Raw genomic sequence first — 23,131 nt, forward strand, 5'->3', positions numbered from 1 at the left:
CCGCGCCTTACATGCGGAACACGCCGAACTTCATGTCTTCGATCGGTGCATGGCGCGAAGCCGCCAGCGCCAGCGCCAGCACGCGGCGCGTGTCGGCGGGGTCGATGATGCCGTCGTCCCACAGGCGGGCGGTGGCGTAGTAGGGGTGGCCCTGTTCCTCGTACTGGCGGCGGATGGGCGTCTTGAAGGCCTCTTCTTCCTCCATGCTCCAGCTGCCGCCCTTGCCCTCGATGCCGTCGCGCTTGACGGTGGCCAGCACGCTGGCGGCCTGCTCGCCGCCCATCACGCTGATGCGCGCGTTGGGCCACATCCACAGAAAGCGCGGCGAGTACGCGCGGCCGCACATGCCGTAGTTGCCCGCGCCGAAGCTGCCGCCGATGATCACCGTGAACTTGGGCACGTTGGCCGTGGCCACCGCCGTGACCATCTTGGCGCCGTGGCGGGCGATGCCCTCGTTTTCGTACTTGCGCCCGACCATGAAGCCGGTGATGTTCTGCAGGAAGACGAGCGGAATCTTGCGCTGGCAGCACAGCTCGATGAAGTGCGCGCCCTTCTGCGCGCTTTCGCTGAACAGGATGCCGTTGTTGGCCACGATGCCCACGGCCATGCCCTCGATGCGCGCGAAGCCGCACACCAGGGTGTTGCCGTAGCGCGCCTTGAACTCGTCGAACGCACTGCCGTCCACGATGCGGGCGATGATCTCGCGCACGTCGAAGGGCTTGCGCGTGTCCACGGGGATCACGCCATACAGCTCGTCTGCTGCATATTTAGGAGCTACTGGCGCTTGATCCGCGGGCGCTACGGGCTGATTTCTATTCAAATTCTTGACGGCCCCGCGCGCCAGCGAGAGTGCATGCAGGTCATTCTGTGCCAGGTGGTCGGCCACGCCGGACAGGCGCGTGTGCACGTCGCCGCCGCCCAGGTCTTCGCTGCTGACGACCTCGCCCGTGGCGGCCTTCACCAGCGGCGGGCCGCCCAGGAAGATGGTGCCCTGGTTCTTGACGATGATGGTCTCGTCGCTCATGGCCGGCACATAGGCGCCGCCGGCCGTGCACGAACCCATGACCACGGCGATCTGCGCCAGGCCCTGCGCGCTCATGTTGGCCTGGTTGTAGAAGATGCGGCCGAAGTGGTCGCGGTCGGGGAAGACCTCGTCCTGGTTGGGCAGGTTGGCGCCGCCCGAGTCCACCAGGTAGATGCACGGCAGGCAGTTCTGCTGCGCGATCTCTTGCGCGCGCAGGTGCTTCTTCACCGTCATGGGGTAGTAGGTGCCGCCCTTCACCGTGGCGTCGTTGCACACGATCATGCAGGCGATGCCGGCCACGCTGCCGATGCCCGCGATCAGGCCCGCGCCGGGCGCGTCGTTGCCGTACATGTTGAGGGCTGCCAGCGGGGCGATCTCCAGGAACGGCGTGCCGGGGTCCAGCAGCATCTCCACGCGCTCGCGCGGCAGCAGCTTGCCGCGCGCCACATGCTTGGCGCGGGCGGCCTCGCCGCCGCCCTGGGACACGCGCTCGATCTGGGCGCGCAGGTCCTCCACCACGGCGCGCATGGCGGCGGCATTGGCCTGGAAGTCGGCCGAGCGCGGGTTGAGTTGGGATTCAAGAATCATGGCGGTGGCTCGTTTCAAGCGGTTTTGTCTTCGGCAAGGCCCAGCTCGTCTTTCATGACGTCGCGGATCTTGAACTTCTGGATCTTGCCCGTCACCGTCATCGGGAAGCTGGTAACGAAGCGGATGTAGCGCGGCACCTTGTAGTGCGCGATCTGGCCTTTGCAGAAGGCACGGATGTCGTCCTCGCTGGGGCGCGTGCCGGGCTTGGCGATGATCCAGGCGCACAGCTCCTCGCCGAAGCGCTGGTCGGGCACGCCCACCACCTGCACGTCCTGCACCATGGGGTGGCGGTAGAGAAATTCCTCGATCTCGCGCGGGTACACGTTCTCGCCGCCGCGGATCACCATGTCCTTGATGCGGCCGACGATATTCACGTAGCCCTCGTCGTCCATGGTGGCCAGGTCGCCCGTGTGCATCCAGCCGCCTTCGTCGATCGCCTCGCGGGTCTTGGCATCGTCGCCCCAGTAGCCGTGCATGACGGAGTAGCCCTGGGTGCACAGCTCGCCGCGCTCGCCGCGCGGCACCACGGCGCCGGTCTCGGGGTCGATGATCTTCACCTCCAGGTGCGGCTGCACGCGGCCCACGGTGGACACGCGCTTGGCCAGCGGCGTTTCGGCGTCGCTCTGGCAGCTCACGGGGCTGGTCTCGGTCATGCCATAGGCGATGGTGATCTCCGACAGGTGCATGTCGCCCACCACGCGCTTCATCACCTCGATCGGGCATGGGCTGCCAGCCATGATGCCGGTACGCAGGGTGCTGAGGTTGAACTCGGCAAAGCGCGGGTGGTCCAGCTCGGCAATGAACATGGTGGGCACGCCGTGCAGGCCGGTGCAGCGCTCGGCCTGCACGGTCTCCAGCACGGTCAGGGCGTCGAAGCCGTCGTTGGGGTACACGATGGTGCTGCCGTGCGTGAGGCAGGCCAGGTTGCCCAGCACCATGCCGAAGCAGTGGTACAGCGGCACGGGAATGCACAGCCGGTCCTCGGGCGTGAGGCGCATGCACTCGCCGATGAAAAAACCGTTGTTCAGGATGTTGCGGTGCGTGAGCGTGGCGCCCTTCGGGAACCCGGTGGTGCCGCTGGTGAACTGGATGTTGATGGGGTCGGTGTTGTGCAGCTGGGCGGCAATGGCGTCGATGCGCGCGTCCTGCGCGTCGCCCCGCGCCATCAGCGTGGAAAACCGCAGCATGCCCGGCTGTTCGTCGCCTTGGCCCGCCACGCCTGAGCCGGCCGCGTCGATCCACACCACCGTGCGCAGCGTGGGCAGGCGCGCGGCCTGCAGTGCGCCGGGCTGGGACGCGGCCAACTCGGGTGCCAGCTCGCGCAGCATGCCCAGATAGTCGCTGGTCTTGAACTGCGGCATGGCCACCAGCGCCTTGCAGCCGACCTTGTTCAGCGCGTACTCCACCTCGGCCGTGCGGTAAGCCGGGTTGATGTTCACCAGGATGAGGCCCACCTGCGCCGTGGCCAGTTGCATCAGCACCCATTCGGCATTGTTGTGCGACCAGATGCCGATGCGGTCGCCCTTGGCGAGCCCCAGGCCCAGCAGCGCGCTGGCCAGTTGGCGGGCCGCCTGGTGCAGCTCGGCGTAGGTGTAGCGCAGGCCCTGGTGGCGGCTGACCAGTGCCTCGCGCGTGGGCTGGCGCTGCGCCATGCCGGCGAAGAAGTCGCCCAGCGTCTGCTCGATGAGGGGGGTGGCGGCACTGCCACGCGCATGGCTCAACGCGGCCGATGGGGTGGATGCGGGTTCCATGGGCTTGTCTCCTGGTCGGGGTGGGCCAGCGCCCGCGCGGGGCCCGGCAACAGGCTGCACAGCATACGCCGCACCCCCGCACGCGCGGTGACCGGGATGGGTCAGAAAGGTTGCAAATTGCGCCACGGAGTTGCAGACTCCACGCATGCCCGACCGCCCTGACCCCGCGCCGCCACCGCCCGCACCCACCGCACTCCTCGCTACACCCACGGCCGCCACGCCCATGGCGTTTGTGCAGGCCATCGGGCAGGCCTACGCAGCGCGCGGAATGGACGCGGCGCAGGTGCTGGCGCTGGCACAAATCCCGCCAGAGCAGGTTGGCAACTCTGCGGGCCGCATCACGGCGCAGCAGATGGAGATGCTGTCCGCCGCTGCGATGCGCGAGCTGGACGACGAAGCCCTGGGCTGGTTCAGCCGCCGCCTGCCCTGGGGCAGTTACGGCATGCTGGCGCGCGCCAGCATCAGCTCACCCACGCTGCAAGTGGCACTGGCCCGCTGGTGCCGCCACCACGGCCTGCTGGCGGACGACATTGCGCTGCATCTCACCACCACCGGCGACACTGCCACCCTGGCCATCACCGAGGCGCGCGACCTGGGCGCGCTGCGCGAGTTCTGCCTGGTATCGGTGCTGCGCAATGCCCACGGCCTGGCCTGCTGGATGGTGGACTCGCGCATCCCCCTCATCGCCGCCGAATTTGCGTTTGACGCGCCGCTGCATGCCGATGCGTATGCCGTGCTGTTCCGTGGCCCTGTCACCTTCCACGCGCCGCGCACCGCCATCCACTTTGACGCCCGATACCTGCACCTGCCTCTGCGCCGCGACGAGCAGGCCCTGCGCCAGATGCTGCAGCACGCCCTGCCCCTGACGGTGCTGCACTACCGCCGCGACCGCCTGCTGGTGCAGCGCGTGCGCCAGCTGCTGGCCGCGCCCCTGCCGGGGCAACCGGCCCACGCCCTGCCCCAGCACAGCGCCGAATCCCTGGCCGCACTGCTGCATGTGTCGCCACGCACCCTGCACCGGCAATTGAAGGAAGAAGGCGCCACGCTGCAGGGCCTGAAGGACGAGGTGCGCCGCACCCGCGCGGTGGGGCTGCTGCACCGTACGCAGCGCCCCATCAAGCAGGTGGCCGAGGCGGCGGGGTTTGAGAACGAGAAGAGTTTTATCCGGGCGTTTCGGGGGTGGACGGGGCAGTCGCCGGCGGAGTTTCGGAGGGTGGTGAGGATGTGAGAATCGCCATCGTCTGCGTACGATTTTGGACCTCTGCTCCTAACACAACGACCATACTCCCGGTCGAGAGCCGCAGGCGCACGAGGCCGCAAGGCTCATTTAAATTTGAGGAAGCACATATGGCTATGTCATGGCGCGAAGCAATAGAACGCGTTCTTCAAGAGGAAGCGCGCGCGCTTCACTACTCCGAAATCTCTGAGCTAATTCTTTCGAAGGGGTACTACAAAACGGAAGGCGCGACTCCCGATGCGACAGTAAATGCTCAAATAACAAGTTCCATCAAGCACGAAGGCGAAAAATCGCCATTCCTGAAAGTGAGTCGAGGCACGTTTGCGCTACGTAAAGCTGCCCCGCTGGATCAATCAGTCAGCAAGCCTCCCGTCACTCTCCCACCCCCGACACCGCTTGTTCTGAAAGAAGCTCAAACGGCAACGGTTGAGGAGAATTCAGACGAGTCGGTCATACGCTGCCTCGGGATGTACTGGCAACGGGATCTAGTCGTTTGGAAGAATACGCCCCGAGTATTTGGAAAGCAGCAAGCCTCGTCCAAGCCAGTGGACTTCGGTAATCAGAGAGGCATTTACATCCTTTACGACCACCACACTGTCGTATATGTGGGGCGCTCTGTGGACCGTCCCTTGGGCAAACGCCTCTATGAACACACCATTGACCGGTTAGGTAGTCGCTGGGATCGCTTCTCTTGGTTTGGCCTCCTTGATGTGACAGACGACGGAACACTGGAAGAAATCCCGATTCAAGTAACACTTCCCTCATTGATTGCGACGCTTGAGGCGTTATTGATCGAGGCACTTGAGCCTCCTCAAAATCGAAAAAGAGGGGACGATTTCTCAGTGATGGAGTACATCCAAGACGTAGACCCTGAACTCAAAGAGCGCGAGCTACAGAACACACTACGTGCAATCGAGCAGAAGCTTCGAGGGCAAAGCTGAAGTTCAATCGCGCCGAAGGCCCCGCTCACTATTTGCCATGGGGCGACGTACCCAACTTTCCCATGCTCCACCCCCACCACTGCATCAGCGCCCGCTCCTTCCGCCCCCTGTGGATGCTCGAAGAGCTGCAACTGCCCTACCAGCTGCACATGCTGCCCTTTCCGCCTCGGGCGCTGGCGCGCAGCTTTCTGGAACTGAACCCACTGGGCACGGTGCCGCTGCTGACCCAGGGCGATGTGCGCATGACCGAATCCGCCGCGATGTGCCAGTACCTCGCCGCCACGCACCCCGACGCGGGCCTGGATGTACCGCCCACCGACCCCGCCTATGGCGCCTACCTGAACTGGCTGCACATGAGCGATGCCACGCTGACCTTTCCGCAGACGCTGGTGCTGCGCTACGGCCAGTTTGAGCCCGCAGAGCGGCAGCAGCCGCAGGTGGTGGAGGATTACACGCGCTGGTTTCTGGCACGGCTGCGGGCGGTGGAAAGCGCCACGGCGCACAGCGACTGGCTCTGCGCCGGCCGCTTCACCGCTGCCGATGTGGCCGTGGGTTACGCGCTTTTACTGGCGCAGCACCTGGGCCTTCACACGCAGTGGGGGTCTGCCACGCGCGCCTACTGGGAGCGCCTTCAACAGCGTCCGGCCTATCAGCGCGCGCTGGCGGTGCAGCACCAGGCGGCACTGGACCAGGGCGTTTCGCCCCAACCCTCGCCCGATATTCGCCCTTGAGCGTCCCTCCCAATTCCGCGCCAAGATTTCCATCGACACCGCCACCACCATCGGCGACGCCTTCGAGCGCGCCGCCGCAGCCTACGGGCCCAACAGCCTGCTGGCCGTGCCCGCCAACCCGGCGCGCAGCTACGACCCGCAAGGCCGCGAGATCCGCTATGACGAGGCCGCCAGCGCCGTGCGCGCACTCATGCAGCACTACCGCGCCGCCGGCTATGGTCTGGGCCACCGCGTGGGCCTGTTTCTGGAAAGCCGGCCCGAGCACCTGCTGCACAAACTGGCGCTGAACACCCTGGGTGTGTGCGTGGTGCCCATCAACCGCGACTACCGCCCGCGCGAGCTGGCCTATCTGATCGACCATGCGCGCGTGGACCTGGTGGTGGCCCTGCCCACGCGCCTGCCCGCCGTGCGCGCCGCGCTGGCCGAGGCGCGCCACCAGCCGCCAGTGGCCACACCCGATGACATGGCTGCGCTGCCGCCACCGGCACAGCCCGCACAGGCTGGCGCGCCGCAGGCCGACACGCCCGCCAGCATCCTTTACACCTCGGGCACCACCGGGCAGCCCAAGGGTTGCGTGCTGTCGCACCGCTACGAACTGGCGGCCGGCGACTGGTATGCGCGCCGGGGTGGCATGGTGGCCATCCGCGAAGGCCAGGAGCGGCTGTACAACCCGCTGCCGCTGTTCCATGTGAACGCGTCCATCCTGTCGTTCTATTGCATGCTGCTGACCGGCGGCTGCCAGGTGCAGACCGACCGCTTTGCACCGTCGCGCTGGTGGCAGGAGGTGTGCGAGAGCCGGGCCACCATCGTGCATTACCTGGGCGTGGTGGTGCCCATGCTGCTGGCCCAGCCTGCCAGTCCGCTGGAGCGCGCGCACAGCGTGCGCTTTGGCTACGGCGCCGGTGTCGAGCCGCAGTTGCACACCGTATTCGAAGAGCGCTTTGGCCTGCCCTTGGTGGAGCTGTGGGGCATGACCGAGATCGTGCGCGTCATCTCCGACCACCACGCGCCGCGCCAGATCGGCACGCGCGCCTTTGGCCGCGCCGAGCCCGGCCTGGAGGTGTGCGTGGTGGACGAAGCGGGCACCGAGGTGGCCGACGGCCAGCCCGGCGAGATGTGGGTGCGCCATTCGGCGGCCACGCCGCGCAAGGACTTTTTCAGCGGTTACCTGAACGACCCGGAGGCCACCGAGGCCGCCTGGCGCGGCGGCTGGTTTCACACCGGCGACATCGTCACGCGCGATGCCAGCGGCATGCTGCGCTTCATGGACCGGCGCAAGAACATTATCCGCCGCTCGGGCGAGAACATTGCCGCCGCCGAGGTCGAGGCGCTCCTGCTCACCCACCCGCTGGTGCACCAGGCGGCCGTGATGGCTGTGCCCGACGCGGTGCGCGAAGAGGAAGTGCTGGCCTGCGTGGTGCTCGACCCCGCTGCCGCAGCGGGCATGGCACACGCCGACGCGGCGCACACCCTGCAGGCGTTCTGCCTGCGCGAGCTGGCTTACTACAAGGCGCCGGGCTGGTGGTGGTTTGCCGACGAGATCCCGACCACCGGCACGCAGAAGATCCAGAAGCACCGCATCTTCCCGGCGGGCAGCGACCCGCGGGCGCTGGCGGGCATGGTGGATTTGTGCGCGCTCAAGAAGCGGCAGGCGGGGTGACGGGGCTGGCTGCGTGCGCTTTGCCCGGGCAGATGCTATTTAAATAATAGCTTCTGGCGCTTACCAGATAAGCGCCAGAGCCCGATCTGGCTCAAACTCTTTTCGCTGCCCTTCTCCCCTTACTTCAGCGCCCCAAACACCTTCTTCAGGATGGCGCTGCCCGCTGCCGCCGGGTTCTGGCGCAGTTGCTGCTCTTGCTCGCCAATCACCAGATACAGGCCGTCCAGCGTCTTGCCAGTCACGTACTGCTCGATGGTCGCGTCTTCCTTCTTCACCAGGCCAAAACCCGCCGCCTTGCCCGCAAAGGCGTTGTATTGCTGTGCCAGGCCCACTTTCTTGGTGGCCTGGGTGACGACGGGCAGAAACTTCTGGCCCAGCGGGGCGCGGGTTTTTTCGGAAAAGAACTGCGTGACCGAGGTGTCGCCGCCCGCCAGGATGTTTTTGGCGTCGGTCACCGTCATGCTGCGCACGGCGCCGACCAGCAGGTCCTTGCCCATGGGCACGGCGGCTTCGGCCGCGCGGTTGATCGAGGTTTCCAACTCTTCGATGCGCTGGCCCTGGCCAAATCGCTTCATCAGCTTGGCCGCGTCGTTGAGGTAACCCGGCAGCGGGATGCGCACCTTGGGGTTGTTCAAAAACCCGCCAGATTGGCCCAGCAAGCCCACAGCCGCCAGCGCGCCCTGCTCCAGCGCGGCCTTCACGCCGCTGCTGGCGTCGGCATTGCTGAGCTCACCCAGCGACAGGGCCTGCGCCCGCGTGGTGGCCAGGGCGATCAGTGCGGCAAAAGTACAGGCCTGGAATTGGCGTCGTTGCATGGAGTGCTCCTTGAAGAAAAAACGGGAAACTCCCCCGAGTGTGCCGTGTGCGCCCGTGGTGTTGTGACGGGCCGCTGACCGGGCGCCACCCGCAGTGTGGCCGCGCCACCGATGTCCCCTCTTCCTGCCCCACAGCGCGACAAAATTGCTCTGTAATAAATAGCTAAGGGCGCTTGCTACATAAGCGCTTGGGGCAGTTTTCATTGAAATTTCTTTTTTTCCAACGGCCTGCACCGCAAGCACTTTGTTTTTGATAGCTGCTTGCGCTTACTCCATAAGGGCTAGAGCCATTTTTGGCCTCAACTCAGCGGCTGTCACCATCCACGTAGTACCAGCGCCCGGCCTCGCGCACGAAGCGGCTGCATTCGTGCAGTCGCACGGCGCGCCCGGCCACACGGTAGCGGGCCACAAACTCGACCTCGGCGTGGTCGGCATCCAGCACGCGGTGGCTGCGCACCGCAAGGCCCAGCCAGTGCGCGCCGGGCTCGAACTCCAGCGTGGCCGGGCGCTGGCTGGCGTGCCAGGTGGCCAGCAAATAGTCGCGCCGTTGCAACACAAAAGCGCTATAGCGCGAGCGCATCAACCGCTCGGCGTCGGGCGCGGGCGTGGCATCGAAATCCTCCACATAACGCCCGCAGCAGTCGGCGTAGACCCGGGCTTTTTGCCGGGGCGACAAAGCACCGCAGGGACAGGGAGAGGCGGGCAAAAACTGGGGTGGGTGCGGGGTTTGGGGCATGGCAGACGGGCGGTGGAAGCAATCGGCGGGACAACCCTCTGATTATTGAATGCCGTCTGTGCAGCCCGGGGCCCCACGGACGCACCGAGATGAGCACATACAACCGCGCGCAAGTGTTCGCCTTGATCCAGACCATGCCACGCCGGTAGCCAAACCAAGGGAAAACCCCTAAAATGTAAAATTGAGTAAAAACTGCACTACTGCAACCTGCGCAGGTGCTGTATTTTCAATCCTCCAAGGTGAAGTGGCTGACCCGCCTGCGGCGAGCGTCGTCGGATTGCCTTGCAGGTACCTACCCCTCATCTGGAGTTGCCGTGTTTGATTTTTCTTCCTGGCGCGTGCGCACGCGCCTGACCGTTGGTTTTGGCGTGGTCTGTGTCTTGCTGGTGGCTTCAGTGCTCATGGGCCTGATGGCCATGAGCCGCATGGGAGCAGACCTCAAAGCCGTGGTCGCCGACCATTTCCCCCGCATCGTTGCATCCACTACCATTTTGACGCATACCAACGAGATTGCCATAGCGCTGCGCAACATGATGCTGACCCCCGATGCAGCCGACCGCGAGCGCCAAGTGCAGGCCATTGCCAAGGCACGCCAGGAAATCGGCAAGCAAATTGACGCACTGGACAAGTCGGTGACTGACCCAACCGAGCGCGCCAAACTGGAAAAGGTCAAAGAGCAGCGCGCGCGCTATATCGCCGGACAGGACGAATTGATCAAGTTGGTCAAGTCCGATCAGCCTGACCAAAGCCGGGAATTTCTGAACACCAAGCTGCGACCTGAACTGGAGACTTACAGATCGGTTGTCACCGCCTTGGTGGATCATGGAAAGCAAGCCATCACTGAAGCAGGCCAGGACGCACAGACCACCGCCTCGAATGCACGCACTGTACTCATCGCGTTGGGCATTGGAGCATTGCTGTTGGCTATAGGCCTGGGCTGGCTGATCAGCCGCAGCCTGACGCGTGAACTGGGCGGCGAGCCCAGCATCGCCGCCGAGGTGGCCCGCGCCGTGGCCGCCGGTGATTTCACCCAGTCGATTGCCGTGAAGGATGGCGACACCACCAGCCTGATGGCCCAGCTTGCCGCCATGAAAGAAGGCCTTGCCCAAGTCGTCGCGCAGGTGCGGCGCAGCTCAGACAGCGTGGCCATGGCCAGCTCGGAGATCGCACAGGGCAACCAGGACTTGTCGGCCCGCACCGAGAGCCAGGCCAGCGCACTGGAAGAAACCGCTGCCTCCATGGAGCAGCTGGGCGCCACCGTGCGCCAGAACGCCGAAAATGCCAGCCAGGCCAACGCCTTGGCACGCAGCGCTTCGGACGTGGCCGTGCGCGGCGGCGAGGTGGTGGGCCAGGTGGTGCAGACCATGAAGGGCATCAACGAGAGCTCACAGCGCATTGCCGACATCATTGGCGTGATTGATGGCATTGCTTTTCAGACCAACATCCTGGCGCTGAACGCCGCTGTGGAAGCCGCGCGTGCCGGCGAGCAGGGCCGGGGTTTTGCCGTGGTGGCCAGCGAGGTGCGGTCCCTGGCCGGGCGCAGCGCCGAGGCCGCCAAAGAGATCAAGCAGCTCATCAGCGCCAGTGTGGAGCGCGTGGAGCAAGGCAGCGCCATGGCCGACCAGGCGGGCGAGACCATGACCGAGGTGGTGCAGAGCATTCGCCGCGTGACCGACCTGATGGGCGAGATCAACGCGGCCAGCTCCGAGCAGGCCAGCGGCGTGGCCCAGGTGGGCGAAGCCGTGACGCAGATGGACCAGGCCACGCAGCAAAATGCCGCGCTGGTTGAAGAGATGGCTGCCGCCGCAGGCAGCCTGAGCAGCCAGGCGCAAGAACTGGTGCAGGCCGTGGCGGTGTTCAAGCTCGATGCCAGCCAGAGCGGCGCCAGCGCTTACAGCACGCCCACAGCCCGCCCCGCACCCAACGCTGCCCCGGTGCGCATGCCCGCACCGGCACGCAAGCCCACGGCCTTCAAGGCAGCGCCCGCCAAACCGGCCGCACTGCACGCCCCCAATCCGCCAAAACCCGTCAAGACCGCCAGTGCAGGCGCAGAGGACGACTGGGAATCGTTTTAAGGCACCGGTTGCAGCCCGGCCTTGCGCGGGCGGGCTGCATTGCATTGCCGCACTGAAAGCCGGGAACCTGCCGCGCCAGCAGCGCCCGCCGCAGACGCGTCAAAGGCCGAGGTTTTTTCGGCCGTGCCCGCACGGCGCGTCAACACCCCTGATCAAGGCGCAAAGCAAGGCCATGGCCCAACAGGCGATGGCGGGGCATTGACGGAACCTGTGCGGCGTGCTCTGGCGTGCAAGGCGGGCAGGGGCCATAGAGCCTCCGCCTCTCAGCCCAGCAGGGCGGGCAGCTCGCTCATGTGGGCAATGACGCGCACCGCCCCGGCGGCAAGCAGGGCCTCGGGTGCGCCGTGCCCCACCAGCGAGGGGCTGAAGCCCACCACCATGGCGCCGGCGGCCACCCCGGCGGCAACGCCCGTCACCGTGTCTTCCACCACCAGACAGCGCTGCGGCGGCACGCCCAGTGCGGCGGCAGCGGCCAGGTACACATCGGGCGCGGGCTTGGTGCGCGGCATTTCGTGGCCGCTGAACACGTTGGCACCAAAGTACGGCGCCAAGCCCACTTTCTGCAGCTGCATTTCGACCTTGTAGCGGTCGGCTCCCGAGGCGCAGGCAATGCGCCCGCCCAGGCGCGCATGCACGGCGCGCACGGCCTCAATGGCGCCTTCGATCGGCTGCAGCTCGGCCTCCAGCAGCGCGTTGCGGCGCGCGTAAAACGCGGCCATCCATGCGTCGGTCAGCGGCTGGCCGGTGTGCGCCTCGATGCGCGCGGCCTCGCTGCGCACCGTCTTGCCAATGAAGATCCGCATGCACTCGTCAGGCGCCAGCGCCCAGCCGGCCTCGTTCAGCATGGCGCACAGCACGCCATTGGTGATGGCCTCGCTGTCCACCAGCACGCCGTCGCAGTCAAACAGAAGGGCTTCGTAGTTCATCAACTTATCAGGTATTTTTGGCCTCTAGCGCTTATGCATCAAGCGCTATTAGCTATTGTATTTATAGCATTCAAGCCAGCGCGCGCTGGATGATGATCTTTTGTACGTCGCTCGTGCCTTCGTAGATCTGGCACACGCGCACGTCGCGGTAGATGCGTTCCACCGGGAAGTCATTCACCACGCCATAGCCGCCCAGCGTCTGGATGGCGGCGCTGCACACGCGCTCGGCCATCTCGCTGGCAAACAGCTTGGCCATGGCGGCTTCCTTCAAGCAGGGGCGGCCCGCGTCGCGCAACGCGGCGGCATGCCAGATGAGCTGGCGCGCGGCCTCGATCTGCGTGGCGCAGTCGGCCAGGCGAAAGCCCACGGCCTGGTGGTTGAAGATGGGCTGGCCGAAGCTCTCGCGCTCTTTCGAGTACGCCAGCGCCGCATCAAACGCGCTGCGTGCCATGCCCACGCTTTGCGCGGCGATACCGATGCGGCCACCTTCGAGCGCGCCCAGCGCGATCTTGTAGCCCTCGCCCTCCGCGCCAATGAGGTTCTCGGCCGGGATGCGGCAGTGGTCGAAGTTGATCTGCGCCGTGTCGCTGCTGTGCTGGCCCAGCTTGTCCTCCAGGCGCGCGACCACGTAGCCGGGCGTATTCGTGGGCACCAGGAACGCGCTCATGCCTTTCTTGCCCGCGCCCTTGTCGGTCACGGCAATCACGATGGCCACATGCCCGTTCTTGCCACTGGTGATGAACTGCTTGACGCCGTTGATGACGTACTCGTTGCCTTCTTTGACGGCCGTCGTGCGCAAGGCCGAAGCGTCGGAGCCCACATGCGGCTCGGTCAGGCAGAACGCGCCCAGCATCTCGCCGCGCGCCAGGGGCGTGAGCCAGTCGCGCTGCTGCTGCGCGTTGCCGTAGCGCATGAGGATGGCGTTGACCGGGCAGTTGGTCACGCTGATCGCGGTGCTCGTGCCACCGTCGCCGGCGGCGATTTCCTCCAGCACCAGGGCCAGCGTCAGGTAGTCCAGGCCCGCACCGCCCAGCTCCTCGGGCACGCAGATGCCGTAAGCGCCCAGTGCGGCCAGGCCCTGGTGCGCCTCGCGTGGAAAGTGGTGTTCCTTGTCCCAGCGCGCGGCATTCGGCCACAGCTCCTGCTGGGCGAAGTCGCGCACGGCGTCGCGGATCATTTCCTGGTCTTGGGTCAGCAGCATCGTGTCTCCGTAGGGTTCAGTGGTTCTTGAAGTGGCGCGTTGCGCGGGCTTACCAGTGCGTGGCGCGCCGGCCGTCGTGGTGCAGCAGGCGCCCCTTGTCTTGGGGCGTGACCTGGGCCAGCACCGCGCGCATGCCGCGCACGCTGTCGGCCACGGTGAGCGGAGCGGCCTCGCCGCCCATGTCGGTCTGCACCCAGCCGGGGTCGATGGTGACGAGCGTCGCGGCTGGGTAATCGTGCTGCGCCGCTGCCACGGCCATGTTCAGCGCCGCCTTGCTGGTGCGGTACAGCCAGGCGTTGCTGTCCGGCACGCCGCCGATCAGCGACATGGACGAGGACACGAAGGCAAACACGCCGCCCGCGGCCTCCACCAGCGGCGCCACCTGCGGAATGACCTGCATGGAGCCCAGCACGTTGGTGTGCATGACGGCGTCGAAGTCCTCGCGCGTGGGCGGGGTGCGCGCACCGGGGCGGCGCATCACGCCTGCGACATACAACGCCAGGTCGGGCTTTTCGCCGTCCAGCATCCAGGCCAGTCCGCTTACGCTGGCGGGCTGGGCCACGTCCACGGTGAGGGCCTGCGCGCCCAGCGTCTGCACGCGCGCGCGGCCGGCTTCGTCACGCACCGTGGCCAGCACGCGCCAGCCGTCGGTCGCGTACTGGCGCACCAGCTCCAGACCAATGCCGCGCGACGCTCCAATCACCAGGACTGTGGACATAAGTGATAAGCCAAATAGGCCGCCAGCGCTTATTCAGCAAGCGCTAGCAGCTATCATAAAAAGAGCGCCACTGCGTGTGCAGGGGCGCCCATGGCTGGCGGGTCAGACCAGTTCGATGGCCATCGCCGTGCCTTCGCCGCCGCCGATGCACAGCGTGGCCAGGCCCTTCTTCTTGCCATGGCGCTGCAGCGCGTGGATCAATGTGACGATGATGCGCGCGCCGCTGGCGCCGATGGGGTGGCCCAGAGCGCAAGCGCCGCCATGCACGTTGACCTTGTCGTGCGGCACGTTCAGCTCGGCCATCAGCGCCATGGGCACGACGGCGAAGGCCTCGTTCACTTCCCACAGGTCCACGTCCTCGACCTTCCAGCCGGCCTTCTTCAGGGCCTTCTGGGTTGCACCCACGGGGGCGGTGGTGAACCACTCGGGCGCCTGGGAATGGGTGGCGTGCGCCACGATCTTGGCCAGGGGCTTGCAGCCCAGTTGCTGGGCGGTGGACTGGCGCATCAGCACCAGGGCGGCGGCGCCGTCGTTGATGCTGGAGCTGGAGGCGGCGGTGATGGTGCCGTCCTTCTTGAACGCGGGCTTGAGGCCGGCGATCTTGTCCAGCTTGGCCTTGGCCGGGCCTTCGTCGATGCTCACCGTCACATCGCCCTTGCGGGTCTTGACCGTGACGGGTGTGATCTCGGTTGCGAAGGCGCCGCTTTGCGTCGCCTGCTGCGCGCGCTTGACGCTTTCGATGGCAAAGGCGTCCTGCTGCTCGCGCGTGAAGCTGTACTTGGCGGCGCAGTCCTCACCAAAGGTGCCCATGGAGCGGCCAGCCTCGTAGGCGTCTTCCAGGCCATCGAGCATCATGTGGTCGTACACCTTGTCATGGCCCATGCGGTAGCCGCTGCGCCCCTTCTTGAGCAGGTAGGGGGCGTTGGTCATGCTCTCCATGCCGCCGGAGACCATCACGTCGCGGCTGCCGGCGATCAGCTGGTCATGGGCCAGGATGGTGGCCTCCATGCCCGCGCCGCACATCTTGGACAGCGTCACCGCGCCGGTGCTCTGCGGCAACCCACCCTTGAAGCCTGCCTGGCGCGCAGGCGCCTGGCCCTGGCCGGCCATCAAACAGTTGCCGAACAGCACTTCGTCCACCTTCTCGGGGGCAATGCCGGCACGCTCGACGGCGGCCTTGATGGCGGCGCCGCCCAGGTCATGCGCCGCGAGGTCGGCAAAGTCGCTCATGAAGGCGCCCATGGGCGTGCGCGCGGCGCTGACGATGACGACGGGGTCGTGGTGTTGGCTCATGTGGAATCTCCTTGGGTTTGAAATGAAGAAGGGTTTGCGCAGCGAAAGCGCCGCGCGCTGTCATAGGGAAACACGTCGTACACGTGGCCGGCCTGGATGCGTTCCTTGTGCGACTGCCAGAACTCCACGTCCAGCAGGTCGGCGTGGTGGCGCATGAACGCCTCGCGCACGGCGTCGTTACCCAGCAGGAACGGGCCGAAGGTCTCGGGGAACACATCGTGCGGCCCCACGGGCCACCAGACCTCGCCAGACACTTCGTCCTCCTCACAACGCGGCGGCGGCACGCGGCGGAAGTTGCAATCGGTGAGGTATTCGATCTCGTCATAGTCGTAGAACACGACCTTGCCATTGCGGGTGATGCCGAAGTTCTTCCAGAGCATGTCCCCGGGGAAGATGTTGGCCGCGACCATGTCCTTGATGGCGTTGCCGTATTCGGTGACGGCATGCTCCAGCGCGCTGCGTGCCTCGGGCTTGTCCAGCCCGGTATCGAAGCATTCCTGCAGGTGGATGTTCAGCGGGATCATGCGCCGCTCGATGTACAGGTGCGCAATGATGACCTCCTGGCGGCCATCGCCGTCGCGGTCGCTGATCTCGATCTGGCTCGGCGCATGCCTTCGGATCTCCTCGATGAGCTCGTCGGAGAAACGCTCACGCGGGAAGGCAACCAGGCTGTACTCCAGCGTGTCGGCCATCCGCCCCACGCGGTCGTGCTGCTTGACCAGCAGGTACTTGCCCTGCACCTGTTCACGCGTGGTGTCCTTCGGTGCTGGGAACTGATCCTTGATGAGCTTGAAGACGTAGGGAAAGCTCGGCAGGTCGAACACCAGCATCACCATGCCCTTGATGCCGGGGGCGATGCGGAATTTGTCGGTGGAATAACGCAGGTGGTGCAGGAAATCGCGGTAGAACAGCGTTTTGCCCTGCTTGGCCAAGCCCAGCGCGGTGTAGAGCTCGGCACGGGGCTTGCGCGGCATGAGGCTGCGCAAGAACTGCACGTAGGCACTGGGGATCTCCATGTCCACCATGAAGTAGGCCCGCGCAAAGGAGAACAGCATCTGCAGGTCGTTCTCGCCGAACAGCACCGCGTCGATCAGCAGGCGACCATCCTCACCATGCAGGATGGGCAACGCAAACGGCAGTTCGTTATAGCCGTTGATGACCTTGCCGACCAGGTACGCACCCTTGTTGCGAAAGAACAGGCTGGACAGCACCTGGACCTGAAAGTTGGTGCGCAGCTTGACCGCGCCCAGGCGCTGCTGCAGGGCCTGCACCACGTGGCCCGCATCGCGCGGCAGGTTCTCGAAGTCCCGCTGCAGCGCGCAGTGCTCGACGATCCGCACGACGGTTTCGTGCAGGTTGTCGCGCGACGGGTAGTAGGCGCGATAGGTGGGCCGCGCCCCGGGGTCGTCGCTTTCGATGTACTCCGTGCTCACCGCGGGTCGCACGAAGATGAAGTCGTTATGGAAGTGCGTGCGGTGCAGGATCTTGGTGGTGACCGAATTGAAGAAGGTCTCGGCCAGCTCGGGCTGCAGGTGGTTCACCATGAGCCCGATGTAGTGCAGCTTGATCTGGTGCCACACCTCCATGGACTGGTCGCCCGCGTGGAACTCCTTGTCGAGGCGGCGCACGCACTCCTTGACGCGCAGATCGTAGAACTCGATGCGCTCGCGCTGGGCGCGTTGCTGGCCATGCCAGTCGGCGGTCTCGAAGCGGTGCTTGGCGCGCGCAGACTCGGCGCGAAACAGGCGGTAGTGGCGGTTGAAGCCATCCATCATCGCCTTGGCGATGTCGTAGGCCTGCGGGGCATCGAGTCGCTCGGGAAACATGACCGTGCCTGCAGAACCGCGCGCAGTGCGGTGCGCCCTATTGGCGCACGCGGCTGGCCACCAGGGCCACCGCCTGGCGGTGCGCCTCGCCGAGCCCCGCCACGTCAGGTACGGACATCTGCAGATTGGTGATCAAGCCGTTGTTCAGGCTGTAGCACCATCCGTGCAACTGCACCTTCTGGCCACGCGCCCAGGCATCCTGCATCACCGTGGAGTGGGCGATGTTCATCACCTGCTCGATCGCGTTGAGTTCGCACAGCGCGTCGTGGCGCCACTGCACGTCCATGCCTTCAAGCAGGGCGGCGTGCTTGTCGCGCACGTCCTTCACATGGCGGATCCAGTTGTCCGCCAAACCAATGCGTGCGTCCTGCAGCGCCGCCAGTACGCCACCGCAGCCGTAGTGGCCCACGACCATCAGGTGCTCGACCTTGAGCTGATCGACCGCGTACTGGATGGTCGACAGGCAGTTGAGGTCAGTGGGCACGACCACGTTGGCGATGTTGCGGTGGACGAACACCTCGCCCGGCTCCAGCCCCGTGATCTGGTTGGCCGGTACGCGGCTGTCGGAGCAACCGATCCACATGTAGCGCGGTTTCTGCTGCGCCAACAAGCCGGTGAAGAAACCTGGCCGGTCACGCTCCATCCGTTCCGCCCACTCGCGGTTGTGGGCAAACAGCTCGTCGATGGAGGCGGTGGTCATAAAGGCAATCCTTTTCTTCTTGCTGTGAATGAATGAGCGGCGTCGGCGCGGGCCATCAGCAGGTTTCGGCAAACAGCTCCCGGCCGATCAGCATGCGGCGGATCTCGCTGGTACCGGCGCCGATTTCGTAGAGTTTCGCATCCCGCCACAGGCGACCGAGCGGATATTCGTTGATATAGCCGTTGCCACCGTAGATCTGCACACCTTCGCCGGCCATCCAAGTGGCTTTCTCGGCGCACCAGAGGATGACGCTGGCGCAATCCTTGCGCACCTGGCGCACGTGGTCGGAACCCAGCATGTCCAGGTTCTTGGCCACCGTGTAGGCGAACGAGCGGCCCGCCTGCAGCACGGTGTACATGTCGGCCACCTTGCCCTGGATGAGCTGGAACTCGCCAATGCTCTGGCCGAACTGCTTGCGGTCGTGGATGTAGGGCACTACGTTGTCCATCACGCTCTGCATGATGCCCAGCGGCCCACCCGTCAGTACGGCGCGCTCGTAGTCCAGGCCGCTCATCAGCACTTTGGCACCGTTGTTCACGCCGCCCAGCACGTTCTCAGCCGGTACCTCGACGTTCTGGAACACCAGTTCCCCCGTATGACTGCCGCGCATGCCGAGTTTGTCGAGCTTCTGCGCAATGCTGAAGCCTTGCATGCCTTTTTCGATAAGGAAGGCAGTCACGCCGCGCGCACCCAGTTCAGGCTCGGTCTTGGCGTACACCACCAGCGTGTCGGCATCCGGACCATTGGTGATCCACATCTTGGAACCGTTGAGGAGGTAGTAGCCGCCCTTGTCCTCCGCACGCAGCTTCATGCTGATCACGTCGGAGCCGGCACCGGGCTCGCTCATGGCGAGGGCGCCAACGTGCTCCCCGCTGATCAGCTTGGGCAGGTATTTCTTTCGCTGTGCTTCGTTGCCATTGCGGTTGATCTGGTTCACGCACAGGTTGCTGTGCGCGCCATAGCTCAAACCCACCGATGCGCTGGCGCGAGAAATCTCCTCCATGGCCACCATGTGCGCGAGGTAGCCCATGTCGGCACCACCGTATTGCTCCGGCACGGTGATACCCAACACGCCCAGATCACCGAACTTGCGCCACAGGTCCATGGGAAACTGGTCGTTGCGGTCGATCTCGGCAGCGCGAGGCGCAATCTCGGCTTGCGCGAATTCGCGCACCGCGTCGCGCAGGGCGTCAATGTCTTCGCCCAACTGAAAGTTCAGGCCTGGCAACTGGGTGGCGGTGCTCATGGGTGTCTCCTCGGAAGATGATCTCTCACGGGTCGTTGGCTCGATATGTCCCCACTGCGATACGCCCAAGACGACGACGCTACAGGCCGGACAAAGCCAGGACGCGCAAATATGACGTTTACGTTAACGTCAATTATCCACGACTTTGGGCGTTGGGGCCTCAATTTTTTGAAGCAGTTCCTGAGCCTCGCGCTCATGCTCCCGCACCTCGTCCAGATTGGCTTGCAGATCCGTCATCTGGGACTCCAACTGCCTGCGATGAACCGCAAGAACCTCTAGGAACTTGCGCAGTTGCACCCCCGTGTCACGAGGGCTGTCGTAGAGGTCGATGATTTCTTTGGCTTCGGTGAGCGATAGACCCAGGCGCTTTGCCCGCAGTGTCAATTTGAGCCGTGTGCGATCGCGTGCGCTGTAAATCCGATTCCGTCCCCCGGGACCTGCCCGTTCCGGACGCAGCAAGCCCATGTCCTCGTAGAACCGCATGGCGCGAGTCGTGAGATCGAATTCTTTGGCAAGGTCACTGATGGTGTAGGTAGCCATGCATTGCAGACCGGGAGATCTGCTCCAATGTAGCGTATTAGTTGACGTGAACGTCAATGCTACAGCAGATACATCCTCGTCAACACACCAAGCGGCTGCAGGTCTACAGGACAACTGGGAGTTGTTGAATGCTGTGCGCCAGTCGATGTTGAGACCGCTCAAGCCCAAAGCAAAACGCCCTCCCACTATGTTAGTGGGAGGGCGGTTTGGGCTGTAAGAGCCTGACGATGACCTACTTTCACACGGGAACCCGCACTATCATCGGCGCGAAGTCGTTTCACTGTCCTGTTCGGGATGGGAAGGAGTGGGACCAACTTGCTATGGTCATCAGGCATAAAGGGTTGCTGAGCAGTGAGGACTGCACAGCGAATTCATAGAGTCTGTGAATCAGCGTGGATTTGATTGCGTACTTGGCATAACAGTCTTGAACTGCGATTGGCAGTCAAAGTTATAGGGTCAAGCCGCACGGGCAATTAGTACTGGTTAGCTTAATGCATTGCTGCACTTCCACACCCAGCCTATCAACGTCGTGGTCTACAACGACCCTTCAGGGGGCTCAAGGCCCGGCAGATCTCATCTTGAAACGAGTTTCCCGCTTAGATGCTTTCAGCGGTTATCTCTTCCACACTTAGCTACTCGGCAATGCCACTGGCGTGACAACCGATACACCAGAGGTGTGTCCACTCCGGTCCTCTCGTACTAGGAGCAGGCTTCCTCAAATCTGCAGCGCCCACGGAAGATAGGGACCAAACTGTCTCACGACGTTTTAAACCCAGCTCACGTACCTCTTTAAATGGCGAACAGCCATACCCTTGGGACCGACTACAGCCCCAGGATGAGATGAGCCGACATCGAGGTGCCAAACACCGCCGTCGATATGAACTCTTGGGCGGTATCAGCCTGTTATCCCCAGAGTACCTTTTATCCGTTGAGCGATGGCCCTTCCATACAGAACCACCGGATCACTATGTCCTGCTTTCGCATCTGCTCGACTTGTCAGTCTCGCAGTTAAGCACGCTTATGCCATTGCACTATCGTCACGATGTCCGACCGTAACTAGCGTACCTTCGAACTCCTCCGTTACGCTTTGGGAGGAGACCGCCCCAGTCAAACTGCCTACCATGCACTGTCCCCGATCCAGCTAATGGACCTAGGTTAGAACCTCAAACGCACCAGGGTGGTATTTCAACGTTGGCTCCATGAGATCTAGCGACCTCACTTCAAAGCCTCCCACCTATCCTACACAGATCCGTTCAAAGTCCAATACAAAGCTACAGTAAAGGTTCATGGGGTCTTTCCGTCTTTCCGCGGGGAGATTGCATCATCACAAACATTTCAACTTCGCTGAGTCTCAGGAGGAGACAGTGTGGCCATCGTTACGCCATTCGTGCAGGTCGGAACTTACCCGACAAGGAATTTCGCTACCTTAGGACCGTTATAGTTACGGCCGCCGTTTACTGGGACTTCAATCAAGAGCTTGCACCCCATCATTTAATCTTCCAGCACCGGGCAGGCGTCACACCCTATACGTCCACTTTCGTGTTTGCAGAGTGCTGTGTTTTTATTAAACAGTCGCAGCCACCGATTTTTTGCAACCGCTTTGGGCTTCCTTTGTACAAGTTCACCTACTTGCGGCATACCTTCTCCCGAAGTTACGGTATCAATTTGCCGAGTTCCTTCTCCTGAGTTCTCTCAAGCGCCTTAGAATACTCATCTCGCGCACCAGTGTCGGTTTGCGGTACGGTCGTCAATAGCTGAAGCTTAGTGGCTTTTCCTGGAAGCAGGGTATCACTCACTTCGTCTGCAAGCAGACTCGTTATCACCCCTCATCTAAGCCCGGCGGATTTGCCTACCAGGCACGACTACAGGCTTGAACCAACATATCCAACAGTTGGCTGAGCTAACCTTCTCCGTCCCCACATCGCACTATTGATCGGTACAGGAATATTGACCTGTTTCCCATCAGCTACGCATCTCTGCCTCGCCTTAGGGGCCGACTCACCCTACGCCGATGAACGTTGCGTAGGAAACCTTGCGCTTACGGCGAGCGGGCTTTTCACCCGCTTTAACGCTACTCATGTCAGCATTCGCACTTCTGATACCTCCAGCATCCGTTACCAGACACCTTCACAGGCTTACAGAACGCTCTCCTACCACGTGCAATAAATTGCACATCCGCAGCTTCGGTAACTGGCTTAGCCCCGTTACATCTTCCGCGCAGGACGACTCGATCAGTGAGCTATTACGCTTTCTTTAAATGATGGCTGCTTCTAAGCCAACATCCTGACTGTTTTAGCCTTCCCACTTCGTTTCCCACTTAGCCAATTTTAGGGACCTTAGCTGGCGGTCTGGGTTGTTTCCCTCTTGAGTCCGGACGTTAGCACCCGGTGCTCTGTCTCCCAAGCTGTACTCTGCAGTATTCGGAGTTTGCCTTGGTTTGGTAAGTCGCCATGACCCCCTAGCCAAAACAGTGCTCTACCCCCGCAGGTAATACTTGAGGCACTACCTAAATAGTTTTCGGAGAGAACCAGCTATTTCCAAGTTTGTTTAGCCTTTCACCCCTATCCACAGCTCATCCGCTAGTTTTGCAACACTAGTCGGTTCGGACCTCCAGTACCTGTTACGGCACCTTCATCCTGGCCATGGATAGATCACTTGGTTTCGGGTCTACACCCAGCGACTGAACGCCCTGTTCGGACTCGATTTCTCTACGCCTCCCCTATTCGGTTAAGCTCGCCACTGAATGTAAGTCGCTGACCCATTATACAAAAGGTACGCCGTCACCCCTAAGGGCTCCGACTTTTTGTAAGCATGCGGTTTCAGGATCTATTTCACTCCCCTCCCGGGGTTCTTTTCGCCTTTCCCTCACGGTACTGGTTCACTATCGGTCGATGATGAGTATTTAGCCTTGGAGGATGGTCCCCCCATGTTCAGACAGGGTTTCTCGTGCCCCGCCCTACTTTTCTCTAGCTCAGTACCACACGTCTGTTTTCGCATACGGGGCTATCACCCACTATGGCCGGCCTTTCCATGCCGCTTTGCTAACAGTCGTGCTATCACTAGAAGGCTCCTCCGATTTCGCTCGCCACTACTTTCGGAATCTCGGTTGATGTCTTTTCCTCG

The 23,131-nt window shown here is 63.5% G+C and carries 17 protein-coding genes and 2 rRNA genes (1 of these 19 cut by a window edge); 5 read left to right on the forward strand and 14 right to left on the reverse strand.

Features of this window, described 5'->3' with window-relative positions:
• Positions 1-7: 7 nt before the first annotated feature.
• Positions 8-1,612 (reverse strand): carboxyl transferase domain-containing protein, encoded by a 1,605-nt coding sequence (locus HND92_RS16880; protein WP_015914318.1) that lies wholly within the window; start codon positions 1,610-1,612, stop codon positions 8-10.
• A 14-nt stretch (positions 1,613-1,626) separates the two neighbouring features.
• Positions 1,627-3,363, reverse strand: a complete 1,737-nt coding sequence (locus HND92_RS16885; protein ID WP_172208634.1) for an AMP-binding protein — start codon at positions 3,361-3,363, stop codon at positions 1,627-1,629.
• Positions 3,364-3,508: 145 nt separating this feature from the next.
• Here HND92_RS16885 and HND92_RS16890 point away from each other — a divergent pair, with 145 nt between their 5' ends.
• The 4 genes from HND92_RS16890 (at position 3,509) to HND92_RS16905 (ending at position 7,932) form a co-directional block, all read left to right on the forward strand.
• Positions 3,509-4,591, forward strand: coding sequence for an AraC family transcriptional regulator (locus HND92_RS16890; protein ID WP_172208636.1), 1,083 nt, complete (start codon positions 3,509-3,511; stop codon positions 4,589-4,591).
• A 125-nt stretch (positions 4,592-4,716) separates the two neighbouring features.
• Positions 4,717-5,541 carry an HTH domain-containing protein gene (locus HND92_RS16895; RefSeq protein ID WP_253940061.1) on the forward strand — a complete coding sequence of 275 codons (825 nt, stop codon included), beginning with the start codon at positions 4,717-4,719 and terminating at the stop codon, positions 5,539-5,541.
• A gap of 62 nt (positions 5,542-5,603) precedes the next feature.
• Positions 5,604-6,272 (forward strand): glutathione S-transferase family protein, encoded by a 669-nt coding sequence (locus HND92_RS16900; protein WP_172208640.1) that lies wholly within the window; start codon positions 5,604-5,606, stop codon positions 6,270-6,272.
• Between the two features lie 106 nt (positions 6,273-6,378).
• Positions 6,379-7,932, forward strand: coding sequence for an AMP-binding protein (locus HND92_RS16905; protein ID WP_253940062.1), 1,554 nt, complete (start codon positions 6,379-6,381; stop codon positions 7,930-7,932).
• Between the two features lie 119 nt (positions 7,933-8,051).
• Here the strand turns inward: HND92_RS16905 and HND92_RS16910 are convergent, their stop codons facing one another.
• Together HND92_RS16910 and HND92_RS16915 are read right to left on the reverse strand one after the other, a co-directional pair.
• Positions 8,052-8,747 (reverse strand): DUF4197 domain-containing protein, encoded by a 696-nt coding sequence (locus HND92_RS16910; protein WP_172208642.1) that lies wholly within the window; start codon positions 8,745-8,747, stop codon positions 8,052-8,054.
• Positions 8,748-9,051: 304 nt separating this feature from the next.
• Entirely contained in the window at positions 9,052-9,483 is a 432-nt protein-coding gene (locus HND92_RS16915) for a YchJ family protein (RefSeq protein ID WP_172208644.1), read from the reverse strand.
• Between the two features lie 314 nt (positions 9,484-9,797).
• On the opposite strand from HND92_RS16915, the gene HND92_RS19515 reads away from it, so the two are divergent.
• Positions 9,798-11,558 (forward strand): methyl-accepting chemotaxis protein, encoded by a 1,761-nt coding sequence (locus HND92_RS19515; protein WP_172208646.1) that lies wholly within the window; start codon positions 9,798-9,800, stop codon positions 11,556-11,558.
• A 263-nt stretch (positions 11,559-11,821) separates the two neighbouring features.
• Here the strand turns inward: HND92_RS19515 and HND92_RS16925 are convergent, their stop codons facing one another.
• The 10 genes from HND92_RS16925 to HND92_RS16970 all read right to left on the reverse strand — a co-directional run.
• Entirely contained in the window at positions 11,822-12,484 is a 663-nt protein-coding gene (locus tag HND92_RS16925; RefSeq protein WP_172208648.1) for an HAD family phosphatase, read from the reverse strand.
• A 70-nt stretch (positions 12,485-12,554) separates the two neighbouring features.
• Positions 12,555-13,685: an acyl-CoA dehydrogenase family protein gene (locus HND92_RS16930; RefSeq protein WP_011806864.1), complete on the reverse strand. Its 1,131-nt coding sequence runs from the start codon at positions 13,683-13,685 to the stop codon at positions 12,555-12,557.
• Between the two features lie 49 nt (positions 13,686-13,734).
• Positions 13,735-14,403 (reverse strand): SDR family oxidoreductase, encoded by a 669-nt coding sequence (locus HND92_RS16935; protein ID WP_172208650.1) that lies wholly within the window; start codon positions 14,401-14,403, stop codon positions 13,735-13,737.
• 102 nt (positions 14,404-14,505) lie between these two features.
• A complete protein-coding gene (locus HND92_RS16940; protein WP_172208652.1) occupies positions 14,506-15,696 on the reverse strand; it encodes an acetyl-CoA C-acyltransferase in 1,191 nt (396 codons plus the stop codon).
• Entirely contained in the window at positions 15,693-17,522 is a 1,830-nt protein-coding gene (gene aceK, locus HND92_RS16945; protein WP_172208654.1) for a bifunctional isocitrate dehydrogenase kinase/phosphatase, read from the reverse strand. The genes HND92_RS16940 and aceK overlap by 4 nt, the downstream gene beginning before the upstream one ends.
• Positions 17,523-17,559: 37 nt before the next feature.
• The gene (gene can / locus HND92_RS16950; protein ID WP_015914330.1) at positions 17,560-18,222 is read right to left on the reverse strand and encodes a carbonate dehydratase; all 663 of its coding nucleotides are present in this window, start codon (positions 18,220-18,222) and stop codon (positions 17,560-17,562) included.
• A 55-nt stretch (positions 18,223-18,277) separates the two neighbouring features.
• Positions 18,278-19,468, reverse strand: a complete 1,191-nt coding sequence (locus HND92_RS16955) for an isovaleryl-CoA dehydrogenase (protein ID WP_011806869.1) — start codon at positions 19,466-19,468, stop codon at positions 18,278-18,280.
• Positions 19,469-19,597: 129 nt separating this feature from the next.
• Complete coding sequence (locus HND92_RS16960; protein WP_011806870.1) at positions 19,598-20,008, reverse strand: MerR family DNA-binding transcriptional regulator; 411 nt, start codon at positions 20,006-20,008, stop codon at positions 19,598-19,600.
• Positions 20,009-20,227: 219 nt separating this feature from the next.
• A 5S ribosomal RNA gene (gene rrf / locus HND92_RS16965) occupies positions 20,228-20,340 on the reverse strand.
• A gap of 120 nt (positions 20,341-20,460) precedes the next feature.
• Positions 20,461-23,131: ribosomal RNA gene (locus HND92_RS16970) — 23S ribosomal RNA — on the reverse strand; it runs 204 nt beyond the window's last position.

Origin of the sequence: Diaphorobacter sp. JS3050 (genome assembly GCF_013154915.1) — a bacterium.
GTDB classification, from domain to species: domain Bacteria; phylum Pseudomonadota; class Gammaproteobacteria; order Burkholderiales; family Burkholderiaceae_C; genus Diaphorobacter; species Diaphorobacter nitroreducens.

Coding starts and splice junctions, on each gene's coding strand:
- HND92_RS16880 (WP_015914318.1), bottom strand. CDS start 1,612: ATGATTCTTGAATCCCAACTCAACCCGCGCTCGGCCGACTTCCAGGCC.
- HND92_RS16885 (WP_172208634.1), bottom strand. CDS start 3,363: ATGGAACCCGCATCCACCCCATCGGCCGCGTTGAGCCATGCGCGTGGC.
- HND92_RS16890 (WP_172208636.1), top strand. CDS start 3,509: ATGCCCGACCGCCCTGACCCCGCGCCGCCACCGCCCGCACCCACCGCA.
- HND92_RS16895 (WP_253940061.1), top strand. CDS start 4,717: ATGTCATGGCGCGAAGCAATAGAACGCGTTCTTCAAGAGGAAGCGCGC.
- HND92_RS16900 (WP_172208640.1), top strand. CDS start 5,604: ATGCTCCACCCCCACCACTGCATCAGCGCCCGCTCCTTCCGCCCCCTG.
- HND92_RS16910 (WP_172208642.1), bottom strand. CDS start 8,747: ATGCAACGACGCCAATTCCAGGCCTGTACTTTTGCCGCACTGATCGCC.
- HND92_RS16915 (WP_172208644.1), bottom strand. CDS start 9,483: ATGCCCCAAACCCCGCACCCACCCCAGTTTTTGCCCGCCTCTCCCTGT.
- HND92_RS16925 (WP_172208648.1), bottom strand. CDS start 12,484: ATGAACTACGAAGCCCTTCTGTTTGACTGCGACGGCGTGCTGGTGGAC.
- HND92_RS16930 (WP_011806864.1), bottom strand. CDS start 13,685: ATGCTGCTGACCCAAGACCAGGAAATGATCCGCGACGCCGTGCGCGAC.
- HND92_RS16935 (WP_172208650.1), bottom strand. CDS start 14,403: ATGTCCACAGTCCTGGTGATTGGAGCGTCGCGCGGCATTGGTCTGGAG.
- HND92_RS16940 (WP_172208652.1), bottom strand. CDS start 15,696: ATGAGCCAACACCACGACCCCGTCGTCATCGTCAGCGCCGCGCGCACG.
- aceK (WP_172208654.1), bottom strand. CDS start 17,522: ATGTTTCCCGAGCGACTCGATGCCCCGCAGGCCTACGACATCGCCAAG.
- can (WP_015914330.1), bottom strand. CDS start 18,222: ATGACCACCGCCTCCATCGACGAGCTGTTTGCCCACAACCGCGAGTGG.
- HND92_RS16955 (WP_011806869.1), bottom strand. CDS start 19,468: ATGAGCACCGCCACCCAGTTGCCAGGCCTGAACTTTCAGTTGGGCGAA.
- HND92_RS16960 (WP_011806870.1), bottom strand. CDS start 20,008: ATGGCTACCTACACCATCAGTGACCTTGCCAAAGAATTCGATCTCACG.